The organism is Streptomyces sp. NBC_01381 (assembly GCF_026340305.1).
Taxonomy (GTDB): Bacteria; Actinomycetota; Actinomycetes; order Streptomycetales; family Streptomycetaceae; genus Streptomyces.
On record NZ_JAPEPI010000001.1, the window covers coordinates 272,171 to 287,082 of the forward strand.

Genomic DNA, 14,912 nt, shown 5'->3' on the forward strand with positions numbered 1-14,912 from the left:
CTCTCCTCAGTTGGCGCTCTGGTTGCCCACGAAGGGCAGCGTGGCGATCCGGTCCAAGGCCCCGGCGACGGCCTGCGGCGGCAGAAGCCCGGGACCCCGACTGCGTACAAAATCCGCGAAGGTCTCCGCGGTCGTGTATTTGGGCCGGAAGCCCAGTGTCTCGCGCATCTGCCGTGTTGCGACCACTCGGCCGTGGGTGAGCAGCCTGATCTGCTCGGGCGAGAAGTCCGTGACGCCCACCGTGCGCAGCGCCTGGCCGACCCAGGTGACCGCGGGCATGAACACCGGGAGCGTAGGCCGCCCGAGCCGCCGCGAGCACTGCGAGAGCAGCAGCAGGCCGTCGCCCGCGACGTTGAACGTGCCGCTGTTGAGCGTCCCGCGCCGCGGGTCGTGCGCCGCCACACGGAGCACCTCGATCGCGTCGTCCTCGTGCACGAACTGCAGCCGCGGGTCGTAGCCGAAGACGGTCGGCAGGACCGGCAGCGAGAAGTACTCGGCGAGCGGAGAGTCGGCGGCAGGCCCCAGGATGTTGGCGAACCGCAGCACACACACGGCCACGTCCGGGCGCCGCCGCGCGAATCCGCGTACGTACCCCTCGACCTCGACGGTGTCCTTGGCGAAGCCACCGCTGGGCAGCGACTTCGGCGGTGTCGTCTCGGTGAAGACCGCCGGGTCGCGCGGCGCGGAGCCGTACACGTTGGTCGACGACTTCACCACGAGCCGCTTGACCGTCGGCGACTTCTGGCAGGCACCGAGCAGCTGCATGGTGCCGATGACGTTGGTCTCTTTGAGTGAACCCCGGCTGCCGCCGGCCAGCGCGGTGCCCGTGACGTCCATGTGGACGACCGTGTCCACGGAGAACTCGGCGAGCACCTTGGCGATCGCCGGCTGCCGGATGTCGGCCTGGACGAAGTCCGCACCGCCCAGATGGTGCTCGGGAGGGACCGCGTCCACGGCGACCACCCGGTCGACCTCCGGATCGCGCTGGACGCGTCGGACGAACCGCCCGCCCAGTTGTCGGGCCACCCCGGTCACGAGCACGACCTTGCCCAAGATCAGCGCCTGCCTTCCCCAGCCCTCGAAGTCCTGACGCACACCGTCATCACTCTCCCGGCACACGCTAGCGGGTCGATGTTGCGCTGTGATGACCGCCTGCTGCAGGAAGTGACGACAGCCACACCAGAGGCCTACAAAAGCGCAGGTGAACCCGGGAAACTCCGCGGAAAACACCGAAGCCCTCCCGCCGGATGGCGGGAGGGCTTCGGGGCGCGCTTGTACAGCTGTCGCTTACTTCTTGTTGCGACGCTGAACGCGGGTGCGCTTCAGCAGCTTGCGGTGCTTCTTCTTGGCCATCCGCTTACGCCGCTTCTTGATAACAGAGCCCACGACTACCCTCGCTCACTTCTCTTCACTAAGTGCGGGGCAGCAGACTGGGCCCACACGACCTACGTCGGCCTAGCCTACCCGCCTCTGAGTGAGGGACGTAATCGAGGTGGATCGAGGGACTCCTGTCAGCCCGCCTCGACTCCTACATAGGACTCGCGGAGGTACTCGTGAACCGCCTGCTCCGGGACCCGGAAGGACCTTCCGACCCGGATGGCGGGCAGATGACCGCTGTGCACCAAGCGGTACACGGTCATCTTGGACACTCGCATAACCGCGGCGACTTCCGCCACGGTCAGAAACGCAACCTCGTTCAGCGGCCTTTGGTCTGCAGCCATGACACCCCACCTGAACCTTCCGCACATGACGGGCACCGGCTTCCCCTTCCGGTGACTCTTCGTCCCTGCGCGCTCACTCCCAGACTAGGGGCGGATGATGCGAGTGGGGAAGAGGAGTAGCCATCGGCCGCCTACTGTGACAGACACGCTCGATTGAGTACATAGCGAGTAAGCGGTCGGTAGTAATCAGATCGCACAGCGTCATCAAGCGGAACGACGACGGACACCTGCCCCTCGGCCTCTCCGACGAACAGCGCGGGATCATCCGTATCCGCCAGACCGATCGCCTCAAACCCCAGCTGACCTGCCCCGCAGACCCATCCGTGGTCCCCGATGACCAGCTCGGGCAGGGGTCCCGGACCCTCCGCGGCGGCCGCGAGGGCGGCCCGAACCGGGAGCGGTGAGTGGGTGTGTGCGCCGGTCTCACTCCCGGTGGGACGCACGCCGGGTTCCCGCACCAGCGCGACTCCTTGTACGTAGTCAAGGTTGTACGTGCGTAGGCCGAACCGGGTCGTTATGTCGACACTGTTGCCCTGCGCGGGGGTGAGGACGGTGCACCCGGCCGCCGACAAGGCGTCCGCCAACGCGGCGTAGAACCCGAGCAGCCGGTGCGGATGTCCGGTCCCGAAGAGCACGGGAAGCCGCCGCCGCATGGCATCCGCGAGCCGCTCCGCAAAGGCGTCGAGCGCGGCCAGCGTCCGCTCGGGGTCGATGACATCGGCGCCCGTGGTGTGCCGGGGGTCCGCCGACACCCCGCACTTGTCGGCCATGAGCCGGAGCAAGTCCCGGGACTCCCAGTTCCATTCAGGATCGAGCCCCAGCAGTATCCGCGGATCCCGGGCCGCGAAGAGCCGGTAGCTCCGCAGGCTCTCTTCCCGAGACGTGGCCACAGGCCCGGCCAACCGAGCCGCCAACAGATGCGCCCGCAGGGCGCCGGTGCTCAACACCCAGCCGATGCTGACGCATCCCACCCCCGGGGACCCCCAAAACCCCGGAAACCCCCCACAGTTGGCGTAACGAGACGTACCCTCCCCGACAGGGCCCGCTCCCCTGCCCCCCGCCCCCGTTGTGGGCAGGCGTTCCGCACGGCGAGTGGGGTCTCCCCTGCTCGAGCGAAGCCGAGAGCTTGGGGAAGGGTGGGCACAACGCCCCACTGCCGGACACCGATGCAGCAAAGCGCCCCCGCACGGGGCCCGGGGTTACGCCAACAACCCCCGCAGAGGAAACACCGCCCGCCGCGCAGCCAACACCGCCTGGTCAAGCCGATCGGCAGGGTCATACCCCGCCTCCCACTCCTTCCAGGAGACAGGCCACCGCCCATCCGTCATCCGCGCAGGCCCCAACTGCCGCGTACGAGCAAACACTTCCTGCCGCCAAGCCTCAGGAATCTCCGCGGAAGGCGAAACCTCCCGCCCCGCAGCGATGGCGACCAGATGCGTCCACGACCGAGGCACGACATCCACCACGGCATAGCCACCCCCACCCAGCGCGACCCACCGCCCCTCCGCGTACGCATGCGCCAACTCATGACAGGCAACCTGCACCCCCCGCTGCGCATCCAGCGAAACGGCAAGATGCGCCAACGGATCCTCGAAGTGCGTATCGGCCCCGTGCTGAGTGACAAGCACCTGCGGCCGAAAGTCCGCGAGCAACTCCGGCACCACGGCGTGGAACGCCCGCATCCACCCCGCGTCCCCGGTCCCCGCCGGCAGCGCCACATTCGCGGCCGACCCCTCCGCCGATGAAGAGCCCGTCTCCGAGGACCACCCCGTCTGCGGAAACAACGTCCGCGGATGCTCGTGCAACGAAATCGTCAGCACCCGCGGATCGTCCCAGAAGGAGGCCTGCACCCCGTCCCCGTGATGCACATCGACATCCACATACGCGACCCGCTCGGCGCCCAGCTCCAACAGCCGCGCAATAGCCATCGACGCATCGTTGTAGATACAGAACCCCGAAGCGGCCCCCGGCATCGCATGGTGCAGCCCACCCGCGAAGTTCACCGCGTGCAGCGCTTCCCCACGCCACACCGCCTCGGCCGCCCCCACCGACTGCCCGGCGATCAGCGCCGACACCTCGTGCATCCCCGCGAAGGCAGGATCATCGGGAGTGCCCAGGCCATAACTGCCGTCCGCCGACGCCGGATCGGCGGACGCGGCCTTGACCGCCTCCACATAGTCCTCGCGATGCACGAGCCGCAGCGTCGAGTCACCGGCACGCTTGGCCGCGACGACATCCATCTCACGGTCGAGCCCGAAGGCACCGACCAGACTTCTGGTCAGCGCGAGCCGGACCGGGTCCATGGGGTGCTCAGGACCGAAGTCATAGCCCGTTACTGCCTCGTCCCACATCAACTGTGCGCGGCCGCTCATGCTCGTCACCGTATCGGTCCGCTCCGGGGGCGAAGGACCGGGCGTACAACAAGGTCACGAGCACCAACACCATGGGAACGAGCATCGCCCCGCGGTAGTTCCACGCATCCCCCAGCGCCCCCACCAGCGGCGAACCGATCAAGAACCCCACGTAGTTGAAGACATTGAGCCGCGCCACAGCGGCATCCGAGGCCCCCGGGAAGAGCCTCCCCGCCGCGGCGAAAGTCTGCGGGACGATCACGCACAGCCCGAGCCCGAGCACGGTGAACCCCAAGATCCCGGTCCACGCCCCGGGCGCCACCGCCACGACCGCGAACCCGAGCGCGGCCACCACCGACCCGACCCGCACCACCGCCACGGCCCCGAACCGCCGAACCCCCAGGTCCCCGAGCCCTCGCCCCAGCAGCGTCATGACCATGTAGACGTTGTAGGGAACGGTCGAGACCTCTTCCGAGCTCCCCAACACATCCTGCAGATACTTCGCACTCCAGTTGGAGACGGTCGAGTCCCCGATGTACGCGAAGGTCATCACCAGACAGAGCGGAAGCAGCAGCTTGAAGACGACGGGCCCGCCCTTCCCCTCACCGCCGTCACCCACAGCAGCGCCGGCGCCGGCATCGACGTACCAACGACTCCCCACCAACGCCGCGGGCAGCAGCACCACGACCGGCGGCAGATACGACACAAACAGCGAGAGATCCCAGTGCGCCCCCGCCCAAGCGATCGATGCCCCCGCGATCCCGCCCAGGCTGTACGCCGCGTGGAACCCGAGCATGATGCTGCGCCCGTAAGCCCGCTGCAGACTCACCCCGAGCATGTTCATGGACGCGTCGAGCGCCCCCACCGCGAGCCCGAACACCCCGAGCGCCACGGCAACCTGCCACAAGGCGTCACCCGCGCCGACCCCGAGCAGCGCCAGGAGCACCACGGGCTGCGACCACCGCAGCACCCGGCTCGGCCGCACCCTCTTGACCAGCCACTCCGTGCCGACGCTCCCGACACCGGCGAGAATCGGCACCGCGGCGAGGAAGACCGGCAGCAGGCCGTCGGATATCCCGTACCGATCCTGAATGGCGGGAATCCGCGTCACCAGCAACGCGAAGGTGACCCCCTGCACCAGGAAGCTCAACGCCAAAGAGGCCCTGCCGCGCCGCAGCTCGTCCGTCATGGCTGCTGAGCGTAGGACCCCTGACTACTGGTGGGTAGATAGATCACCCACCCAATTCCTCACGCACCTCGCACGAAGCAGGCCGGCCCACGCCACCCCACGAACCCCCGCCACCCTTCACCGCCCGAGCCCGGCGACCTCCTCGCTCACCTTCTTCTCCATCGGCTCGACGACCAGGCCGCCACCGACGATGACCGTCGCCGTGATGACGACCGCCGCGATCGCGCCACCCAGCCACACCATGGTGTCGACCGGAAGCGTGTACGCCCCCACGACCCGCACCGCCGCCTCACCGAACAGCGCCACGCCCCACAGCACCGAGAACATCCGCTCCATCCGCGCGAACCACCCCCGCTCGGCGATCAGCCGCTCCCACACCGCGCCCCGCACCGGATTCCCCTTGGTGACCCAGGCTTTCAGCGCCACGGTCATCAACGGCCGCCCCATCAGCACGGACACCAGAACGGCCAACCCCACCGTCGCCGTGATCCCGCTGTCCTTGGCCAGCATCAGCCGCGGATCACCGGCCACCAGACTGAGCGAAAGACCGACAACATTGGCGACGAGGATCAGCGCCGCGAGCCCATTGACCCGCCGCTCCGTGACGACACCCCACACGGTCCGCCCGGCGGGCACCACGCTGCTCCAGGCGAGCGCGGCCATCGTGCCCATCCCAAAGCCCTTGCTGAGCAGGTAGTACGAGGCCGTGGGCACCGCCGCGTCCAGCACGAGCGGCTTCAGCGACTCCCAACGCGACTGCCGGGCACCCACGCCGACTGTCGCACCCGAGTCGCCCTTCGTCTCTGCAATGAGTGTCATGTCATTGGCAGCAATCCGGCTCATGATGATCGGCCCCTCTCCCTTGGCGACGCGCTCAGCTTCGCCGCAGCCACCCATCGGCCGACAGAAACGATCGTCCGGACCTGGCGATGACAAATGTCAGACCCACCACCCCGCTCACCTCATACCAGCAGGTCAGGCAACTCCCCCATGTCCCCAAAGAGTTCAGTGGCCCCGGAAAGCCTCTCGGCGGGAGTCATCGCAGTGAACCCATACACATCCATCCCGGCGGCGACGGCAGCACGCACCCCCAGCGGACTGTCCTCGACCACCACGCACTTCTCGGGCGCGACACCCATCCGCTCGGCGGCGTGCAGAAAGAGATCAGGCGCCGGCTTCCCCCGCCCCACATCCTCGGAACTGAAGATCCGCTCGTCATCGAACCACCGGTCGAGCCCGGTACGCCGATGTCCGACCCTGATCCGCTCATGGCTCCCGGACGAGGCCAGGCAGTAAGGCACCCCGCCGGCGACGAGCTTCTCCAGCACATCGGAAGCCCCCGCCACGGGCTCAAGATCCCGCTCAAAAGCAGCGAAGACCCGCGAGTGAAAGGCCGAGTCAAAATTCTCGGGCAGCCGCTGTCCGGTGCGCTCAAGAATCAAATCGTGTACGCGATGCATGGCGGCCCCCATGTAGTCGCGCAGGGAGTCCTCGTACGTGGTGGGGTGACCGAGCTCGGTCAGATAGCCCGCAAGAATGGTGTTGGAAATCGGCTCGCTGTCCACAAGAACGCCGTCATTGTCGAAGATGACCAGTTCGTATCGCATACCGAGACCCTAAACGCAGAAAACCCCCGCGCCGTATCCCGGTGCGGGGGTTTCCCATTCAAAAATAGTTCGGCGGCGTCCTACTCTCCCACAGGGTCCCCCCTGCAGTACCATCGGCGCTGTGAGGCTTAGCTTCCGGGTTCGGAATGTAACCGGGCGTTTCCCTCACGCTATGACCACCGAAACACTATGAAACTGTCAACCGCACCACACCCGGTGGCCCCGGGCATGGGGTTGTTCGTGGTTTCAGAACCAACACAGTGGACGCGAGCAACTGAGGAAAAGCCCTCGGCCTATTAGTACCAGTCACCTCCACCCGTTACCGGGCTTCCAGATCTGGCCTATCAACCCAGTCGTCTACTGGGAGCCTTAACCCCTCAAAGGGGTGGGAATACTCATCTCGAAGCAGGCTTCCCGCTTAGATGCTTTCAGCGGTTATCCTTTCCGAACGTAGCCAACCAGCCATGCCCTTGGCAGGACAACTGGCACACCAGAGGTTCGTCCGTCCCGGTCCTCTCGTACTAGGGACAGCCCTTCTCAATATTCCTACGCGCACAGAGGATAGGGACCGAACTGTCTCACGACGTTCTAAACCCAGCTCGCGTACCGCTTTAATGGGCGAACAGCCCAACCCTTGGGACCGACTCCAGCCCCAGGATGCGACGAGCCGACATCGAGGTGCCAAACCATCCCGTCGATATGGACTCTTGGGGAAGATCAGCCTGTTATCCCCGGGGTACCTTTTATCCGTTGAGCGACGGCGCTTCCACAAGCCACCGCCGGATCACTAGTCCCGACTTTCGTCCCTGCTCGACCCGTCGGTCTCACAGTCAAGCTCCCTTGTGCACTTACACTCAACACCTGATTACCAACCAGGCTGAGGGAACCTTTGGGCGCCTCCGTTACTCTTTGGGAGGCAACCGCCCCAGTTAAACTACCCATCAGACACTGTCCCTGATCCGGATCACGGACCGAGGTTAGACATCCAGCACGACCAGAGTGGTATTTCAACGGCGACTCCACGAACACTGGCGTGCCCGCTTCAAAGTCTCCCACCTATCCTACACAAGCCGAACCGAACACCAATATCAAACTGTAGTAAAGGTCCCGGGGTCTTTCCGTCCTTCTGCGCGAAACGAGCATCTTTACTCGTAGTGCAATTTCACCGGGCCTATGGTTGAGACAGTCGAGAAGTCGTTACGCCATTCGTGCAGGTCGGAACTTACCCGACAAGGAATTTCGCTACCTTAGGATGGTTATAGTTACCACCGCCGTTTACTGGCGCTTAAGTTCTCAGCTTCGCCCGACCGAAGTCGGACTAACCGGTCCCCTTAACGTTCCAGCACCGGGCAGGCGTCAGTCCGTATACATCGCCTTACGGCTTCGCACGGACCTGTGTTTTTAGTAAACAGTCGCTTCTCGCTGGTCTCTGCGGCCACCCCCAGCTCACGGAGTAAATCCGATCACCAGTGATGGCCCCCCTTCTCCCGAAGTTACGGGGGCATTTTGCCGAGTTCCTTAACCATAGTTCACCCGAACGCCTCGGTATTCTCTACCTGACCACCTGAGTCGGTTTAGGGTACGGGCCGCCATGAAACTCGCTAGAGGCTTTTCTCGACAGCATAGGATCATCCACTTCACCACAATCGGCTCGGCATCAGGTCTCACCCTCAAGTCATCCGGATTTACCTAGATGACGGGCTACACCCTTACCCCGGGACAACCACCGCCCGGGCTGGACTACCTTCCTGCGTCACCCCATCACTCACCTACTACAAGTCTGGTCCGTCGGCTCCGCCACTTCCCTTTGCCCGAAGGCTCCAGGACGGCTTCACGGACTTAGCATCGCCTGATTCAATGTTTGACGCTTCACAGCGGGTACCGGAATATCAACCGGTTATCCATCGACTACGCCTGTCGGCCTCGCCTTAGGTCCCGACTTACCCTGGGCAGATCAGCTTGACCCAGGAACCCTTAGTCAATCGGCGCACACGTTTCTCACGTATGTATCGCTACTCATGCCTGCATTCTCACTCGTGAACCGTCCACCACTAGCTTCCGCTGCAGCTTCACCCGGCACACGACGCTCCCCTACCCATCCCAGCCCCCGTTGGGGGTATCTGCTGGAATGACACGACTTCGGCGGTACGCTTGAGCCCCGCTACATTGTCGGCGCGGAATCACTTGACCAGTGAGCTATTACGCACTCTTTCAAGGGTGGCTGCTTCTAAGCCAACCTCCTGGTTGTCTCTGCGACTCCACATCCTTTCCCACTTAGCGTACGCTTAGGGGCCTTAGTCGATGCTCTGGGCTGTTTCCCTCTCGACCATGGAGCTTATCCCCCACAGTCTCACTGCCGTGCTCTCACTTACCGGCATTCGGAGTTTGGCTAAGGTCAGTAACCCGGTAGGGCCCATCGCCTATCCAGTGCTCTACCTCCGGCAAGAAACACACGACGCTGCACCTAAATGCATTTCGGGGAGAACCAGCTATCACGGAGTTTGATTGGCCTTTCACCCCTAACCACAGGTCATCCCCCAGGTTTTCAACCCTGGTGGGTTCGGTCCTCCACGACCTCTTACAGCCGCTTCAACCTGCCCATGGCTAGATCACTCCGCTTCGGGTCTTGAGCGCGCTACTGAATCGCCCTATTCGGACTCGCTTTCGCTACGGCTTCCCCACACGGGTTAACCTCGCAACGCACCGCAAACTCGCAGGCTCATTCTTCAAAAGGCACGCAGTCACGACGCATTGAGTAAACTCAATGCGCGACGCTCCCACGGCTTGTAGGCACACGGTTTCAGGTACTATTTCACTCCGCTCCCGCGGTACTTTTCACCATTCCCTCACGGTACTATCCGCTATCGGTCACCAGGGAATATTTAGGCTTAACGGGTGGTCCCGCCAGATTCACACGGGATTTCTCGGGCCCCGTGCTACTTGGGTGTCTCTCAAACGAGCCGCTGATGTTTCGACTACGGGGGTCTTACCCTCTACGCCGGACCTTTCGCATGTCCTTCGCCTACATCAACGGTTTCTGACTCGTCTCACAGCCGGCAGACTGTGAAAGAGAGATCCCACAACCCCGCACACGCAACCCCTGCCGGGTATCACACGTATACGGTTTGGCCTCATCCAGTTTCGCTCGCCACTACTCCCGGAATCACGGTTGTTTTCTCTTCCTGCGGGTACTGAGATGTTTCACTTCCCCGCGTTCCCTCCACACTGCCTATGTGTTCAGCAGCGGGTGACAGCCCATGACGACTGCCGGGTTTCCCCATTCGGAAACCCCCGGATCAAAGCCTGGTTGACGACTCCCCGGGGACTATCGTGGCCTCCCACGTCCTTCATCGGTTCCTGGTGCCAAGGCATCCACCGTGCGCCCTTAAAAACTTGGCCACAGATGCTCGCGTCCACTGTGCAGTTCTCAAACAACGACCAACCACCCATCACACACTGCATTCACAGTGCTTCACTGGGGTCGGCATCGAAGGCAGCCGAAAACCCGGCCGTACCTTCAGATACCCAACAGCGTGCCCGACCCAGTCCCCTCCCCAGATCCGCGTTCCACGCCCCGAAGGACAGTACTTGCGGCCCGAGTTGGCCGACTGTGCCGAGTAGTCAACGTTCCACCCATGAGCTAACCACCGTCGAACATTTGCCGACGTAGTGGCTCTGGCTTCCTTGCGGAAGCTAGATGCTCCTTAGAAAGGAGGTGATCCAGCCGCACCTTCCGGTACGGCTACCTTGTTACGACTTCGTCCCAATCGCCAGTCCCACCTTCGACAGCTCCCTCCCACAAGGGGTTGGGCCACCGGCTTCGGGTGTTACCGACTTTCGTGACGTGACGGGCGGTGTGTACAAGGCCCGGGAACGTATTCACCGCAGCAATGCTGATCTGCGATTACTAGCAACTCCGACTTCATGGGGTCGAGTTGCAGACCCCAATCCGAACTGAGACAGGCTTTTTGAGATTCGCTCCGCCTCGCGGCTTCGCAGCTCATTGTACCTGCCATTGTAGCACGTGTGCAGCCCAAGACATAAGGGGCATGATGACTTGACGTCGTCCCCACCTTCCTCCGAGTTGACCCCGGCAGTCTCCTGTGAGTCCCCATCACCCCGAAGGGCATGCTGGCAACACAGAACAAGGGTTGCGCTCGTTGCGGGACTTAACCCAACATCTCACGACACGAGCTGACGACAGCCATGCACCACCTGTATACCGACCACAAGGGGGGCACCATCTCTGATGCTTTCCGGTATATGTCAAGCCTTGGTAAGGTTCTTCGCGTTGCGTCGAATTAAGCCACATGCTCCGCTGCTTGTGCGGGCCCCCGTCAATTCCTTTGAGTTTTAGCCTTGCGGCCGTACTCCCCAGGCGGGGAACTTAATGCGTTAGCTGCGGCACCGACGACGTGGAATGTCGCCAACACCTAGTTCCCACCGTTTACGGCGTGGACTACCAGGGTATCTAATCCTGTTCGCTCCCCACGCTTTCGCTCCTCAGCGTCAGTAATGGCCCAGAGATCCGCCTTCGCCACCGGTGTTCCTCCTGATATCTGCGCATTTCACCGCTACACCAGGAATTCCGATCTCCCCTACCACACTCTAGCCTGCCCGTATCGACTGCAGACCCGGGGTTAAGCCCCGGGCTTTCACAACCGACGTGACAAGCCGCCTACGAGCTCTTTACGCCCAATAATTCCGGACAACGCTTGCGCCCTACGTATTACCGCGGCTGCTGGCACGTAGTTAGCCGGCGCTTCTTCTGCAGGTACCGTCACTTTCGCTTCTTCCCTGCTGAAAGAGGTTTACAACCCGAAGGCCGTCATCCCTCACGCGGCGTCGCTGCATCAGGCTTTCGCCCATTGTGCAATATTCCCCACTGCTGCCTCCCGTAGGAGTCTGGGCCGTGTCTCAGTCCCAGTGTGGCCGGTCGCCCTCTCAGGCCGGCTACCCGTCGTCGCCTTGGTGAGCTTCTACCTCACCAACAAGCTGATAGGCCGCGGGCTCATCCTGCACCGCCGGAGCTTTCAATCCCCTCCCATGCGAGAGGGGATGTCATCCGGTATTAGACCCCGTTTCCAGGGCTTGTCCCAGAGTGCAGGGCAGATTGCCCACGTGTTACTCACCCGTTCGCCACTAATCCACCCCGAAGGGCTTCATCGTTCGACTTGCATGTGTTAAGCACGCCGCCAGCGTTCGTCCTGAGCCAGGATCAAACTCTCCGTGAATGTTTACCCGTAATCGGGTGCGCATCCGCGTTGAGCGGAACCAGGAAGAGGAATAATCTTCCGGTTCACAGCGTCCTCGCTGATGTTGCCACCCCAAGGGGTGGACTTTTCAAAGGAACCGCGTCCGACCATGACGGTCGAGACGGGGTTGTCAATCTGGCGTTGACTTTTGGCACGCTGTTGAGTTCTCAAGGAACGGACGCTTCCTTTGTACTCACCCTCTCGGGCTTTCCTCCGGGCGCTTCCCTTCGGTGTTTCTGTTCTTCGTTCTTGCGTTTCCGACTCTATCAGACTCTTTCGTGTCCGATTTCCTCGGCGCCTTTCAGGTTTCCGCTCCGGCCTCTCGGCCTTTCGCGTTTCCCTTTCCGGCGGTTCCGACTCTATCAGATCCTTTCGGGCCTGATTCCCAGTCAGCGGGGTTTGTCTTCCCGGCTGTTGGGCCGTTCCGACGAGTGAGACTTTAGCGGATTCCTGGCTCCCGACCTAATCGGGGGCGCCCTTTCGAACGCGGAATCCTCATTTCGCAAACGCGTATGAAAACGAACGGACGACGGGTCAGCAAAGAGACACGACGTCGATCGCTTGAATAGTTGTTGCGGAATGGCTGCCCGGGGACCGACCAAGTGGTCGACGCTCACGTCGGGCAACTCGGAGAACACTACGTATCTGGTCAGGGCGTGTCAACCTCACGCCATGGAGCCTCTCAGGAGCTACGGTAGGAGGCGTGACTACGCATGCGAACACCCAACTGTGGTGGGCCGCCTGAGGGCGGCCGTACATACGCATGTACTCAACGGCCGCCGCCTCGGCGGCCGTTCGTGTTTCTCCCCCTGGAGGACCCGGAGCCCGGCCGTCGGGCCGGCGGGCCGGCGGGCCTGACCAGGAGGTAGAGAGATGACGCGGATCTTCAGCGGGGTCAAGCCGACGGGGCATCTGACCCTCGGGAACTACCTGGGTGCCGTACGCCCGTGGGCAGAGGTCGACCAGTACCGGGCCGAGGCGCTGTTCAGCGTCGTCGATCTGCACGCCCTGACCGTGGAGCACGATCCCGGGCGGGTGCGCAGGCTGAGTCGGCAGGCGGCGACGCTGCTGCTCGCGGCGGGGATCGATCCCGAGCGGGCCACCGTGTTCGTACAGAGTCATGTGGACGAGCACGCCCGGCTCTCGTATCTGCTGGAGTGCGTCGCGACGGACGGCGAGATGCGGCGGATGATCCAGTACAAGGAGAAATCCGCGCGGGAGCAGGCCCGGGGCGGGAGTGTGCGGCTGTCGCTGCTCACCTATCCGGTGCTGATGGCGGCGGACATCCTGGCGTACGGGGCGGACGAGGTGCCCGTCGGGGACGACCAGACGCAGCACGTCGAGCTCACGCGGGATCTGGCGGTGCGGTTCAACCAGCGGTACGGGCAGACGTTCGTGGTGCCGCGGGCCACGAATCCCAAGGTGGCTGCGCGGGTCATGGATCTGCAGGATCCGACGTCGAAGATGGGCAAGTCCCACGAGGCCGGGGCCGGGATCGTCTATCTGCTCGATGAGCCCGATGTGATCCGGAAGAAGATCCTGCGCGCTGTCACGGACAGCGGGAGCGAGGTCGTGTACGACCGGGAGGCCAAGCCGGGGGTGTCGAATCTGCTGGAGATCCTGGCCGCTTGTGAGGGTGGGAACCCAGACGGCTTGAGCGGTGTATATGAGTCGTACGGAGCGTTGAAGAAGGACACCGCCGAGGCCGTGGTGGAGCTGCTCAGGCCCGTGCAGGAGAGGCACAAGGAACTGGTCGCGGATCCCGCGTATGTAGAGGAGGTGTTGCGGCGGGGGGCCGAGAGGGCGAGGGGGATGTCCAAGCCGACGGTGGACACTGCCTATCGCGCGATCGGTCTGCTGCCGCCGGTGAACGAGGCGCGGTAGGCGCGCGGGCTTGTGGTGACGACGGCGGAGGTCGTCGCCGCGGCGGCGTGAGGTCGCCGGGGGCGCCGGGCCCCGGCGCCGAGTCGGTCAGGTGTTGTTGCCGGAGGCCAGTTCGCGGCTGCGGTCGCGGGCGGCTTCGAGGGCGGCGATGAGGGCCGCGCGTACGCCGTGGTTCTCGAGTTCGCGGATGGCATTGATGGTGGTGCCGGCAGGGGAGGTGACGTTCTCGCGGAGCTTGACCGGGTGTTCGCCGCTGTCGCGGAGCATCACGGCGGCGCCGATCGCGGCCTGGACGATCAGGTCGTGGGCCTTGTCGCGGGGCAGGCCGAGGAGGATGCCCGCGTCGGTCATGGCTTCGACGAGGTAGTAGAAGTACGCCGGGCCGGAGCCGGAGAGGGCCGTGCAGGCGTCCTGCTGGGTCTCGGGGACGCGCAGGGTCTTGCCGACGGCGCCGAAGATCTCCTCGGTGTGGGCGAGGTGGGCGGCGGTGGCGTGGCTGCCGGCGGAGATGACGGACATGCCTTCGTCCACGAGGACCGGGGTGTTGGGCATGACGCGGACGACGGGGGTGTTGTCAGCGAGGCGTTCTTCGATGAAGGAGGTGGTGATACCTGCGGCGGCGCTGATGACCAGGCGGTCGGGGGTGACGTGCGGGGCGAGTTCGTCGAGGAGGCGGCCCATGTCCTGCGGCTTGACGGCCAGGATGAGGGTGTCGGCCTGCTTGGCTGCCTCGGCGTTGCTGACGGGGTCGACGCCGTAGCGGGTGCGGAGTTCCGCGGCTCGTTCGGCGCGGCGGGTGGTGACGAGGAGGTCGGCGGGGGCCCAGCCAGCCCTGATCATTCCGCTGAGGAGGGCTTCGCCGATCTTGCCGGTGCCGAGGACTGCGACGGGCTGGGGCATGTGTG

10 protein-coding genes and 3 rRNA genes are annotated in these 14,912 nt (G+C 63.9%); 1 reads left to right on the forward strand and 12 read right to left on the reverse strand.

Annotated elements, in window-relative coordinates:
- Window positions 1-6: 6 nt before the first annotated feature.
- The 11 genes from OG453_RS01375 to OG453_RS01425 form a co-directional block, all read right to left on the reverse strand.
- A complete protein-coding gene (locus tag OG453_RS01375; RefSeq protein WP_266869670.1) occupies window positions 7-1,053 on the reverse strand; it encodes an NAD-dependent epimerase/dehydratase family protein in 1,047 nt (348 codons plus the stop codon).
- Window positions 1,054-1,287: 234 nt separating this feature from the next.
- Window positions 1,288-1,386 (reverse strand): AURKAIP1/COX24 domain-containing protein, encoded by a 99-nt coding sequence (locus tag OG453_RS01380; RefSeq protein ID WP_003948845.1) that lies wholly within the window; start codon window positions 1,384-1,386, stop codon window positions 1,288-1,290.
- A gap of 125 nt (window positions 1,387-1,511) precedes the next feature.
- On the reverse strand, window positions 1,512-1,721 hold the full coding sequence (locus tag OG453_RS01385) for a helix-turn-helix domain-containing protein (RefSeq protein ID WP_266863634.1): 210 nt from the start codon (window positions 1,719-1,721) through the stop codon (window positions 1,512-1,514).
- A 131-nt stretch (window positions 1,722-1,852) separates the two neighbouring features.
- On the reverse strand, window positions 1,853-2,668 hold the full coding sequence (locus tag OG453_RS01390) for a phosphatase (protein ID WP_266863635.1): 816 nt from the start codon (window positions 2,666-2,668) through the stop codon (window positions 1,853-1,855).
- Between the two features lie 252 nt (window positions 2,669-2,920).
- Entirely contained in the window at window positions 2,921-4,093 is a 1,173-nt protein-coding gene (locus OG453_RS01395; protein ID WP_266863637.1) for an acetoin utilization protein AcuC, read from the reverse strand.
- The gene (locus OG453_RS01400; RefSeq protein ID WP_266863639.1) at window positions 4,044-5,261 is read right to left on the reverse strand and encodes an MFS transporter; all 1,218 of its coding nucleotides are present in this window, start codon (window positions 5,259-5,261) and stop codon (window positions 4,044-4,046) included. The genes OG453_RS01395 and OG453_RS01400 overlap by 50 nt, the downstream gene beginning before the upstream one ends.
- Window positions 5,262-5,378: 117 nt before the next feature.
- Window positions 5,379-6,080, reverse strand: coding sequence for a VC0807 family protein (locus OG453_RS01405; RefSeq protein WP_266863641.1), 702 nt, complete (start codon window positions 6,078-6,080; stop codon window positions 5,379-5,381).
- A gap of 143 nt (window positions 6,081-6,223) precedes the next feature.
- Window positions 6,224-6,868, reverse strand: coding sequence for an HAD family phosphatase (locus OG453_RS01410; protein WP_266863643.1), 645 nt, complete (start codon window positions 6,866-6,868; stop codon window positions 6,224-6,226).
- Window positions 6,869-6,935: 67 nt separating this feature from the next.
- A 5S ribosomal RNA gene (rrf, locus tag OG453_RS01415) occupies window positions 6,936-7,052 on the reverse strand.
- Window positions 7,053-7,144: 92 nt separating this feature from the next.
- Window positions 7,145-10,267, reverse strand: a 23S ribosomal RNA gene (locus OG453_RS01420).
- A 309-nt stretch (window positions 10,268-10,576) separates the two neighbouring features.
- Window positions 10,577-12,102: ribosomal RNA gene (locus OG453_RS01425) — 16S ribosomal RNA — on the reverse strand.
- Together the 16S, 23S and 5S rRNA genes form the textbook arrangement of a ribosomal RNA operon.
- Window positions 12,103-12,996: 894 nt before the next feature.
- On the opposite strand from OG453_RS01425, the gene trpS reads away from it, so the two are divergent.
- Complete coding sequence (gene trpS, locus OG453_RS01430) at window positions 12,997-14,007, forward strand: tryptophan--tRNA ligase (RefSeq protein ID WP_266863645.1); 1,011 nt, start codon at window positions 12,997-12,999, stop codon at window positions 14,005-14,007.
- A gap of 87 nt (window positions 14,008-14,094) precedes the next feature.
- On the opposite strand, the gene proC is transcribed toward trpS, so the two are convergent.
- Complete coding sequence (gene proC / locus OG453_RS01435; RefSeq protein WP_266863647.1) at window positions 14,095-14,907, reverse strand: pyrroline-5-carboxylate reductase; 813 nt, start codon at window positions 14,905-14,907, stop codon at window positions 14,095-14,097.
- Window positions 14,908-14,912 lie beyond the last annotated feature (5 nt).

What these genes read in the sequence shown, in the direction of transcription:
- OG453_RS01385 (WP_266863634.1), bottom strand. Translation starts at nt 1,721, where the DNA reads ATGGCTGCAGACCAAAGGCCGCTGAACGAGGTTGCGTTTCTGACCGTG.
- OG453_RS01395 (WP_266863637.1), bottom strand. Translation starts at nt 4,093, where the DNA reads ATGAGCGGCCGCGCACAGTTGATGTGGGACGAGGCAGTAACGGGCTAT.
- OG453_RS01400 (WP_266863639.1), bottom strand. Translation starts at nt 5,261, where the DNA reads ATGACGGACGAGCTGCGGCGCGGCAGGGCCTCTTTGGCGTTGAGCTTC.
- OG453_RS01405 (WP_266863641.1), bottom strand. Translation starts at nt 6,080, where the DNA reads ATGACACTCATTGCAGAGACGAAGGGCGACTCGGGTGCGACAGTCGGC.
- OG453_RS01410 (WP_266863643.1), bottom strand. Translation starts at nt 6,868, where the DNA reads ATGCGATACGAACTGGTCATCTTCGACAATGACGGCGTTCTTGTGGAC.
- trpS (WP_266863645.1), top strand. Translation starts at nt 12,997, where the DNA reads ATGACGCGGATCTTCAGCGGGGTCAAGCCGACGGGGCATCTGACCCTC.
- proC (WP_266863647.1), bottom strand. Translation starts at nt 14,907, where the DNA reads ATGCCCCAGCCCGTCGCAGTCCTCGGCACCGGCAAGATCGGCGAAGCC.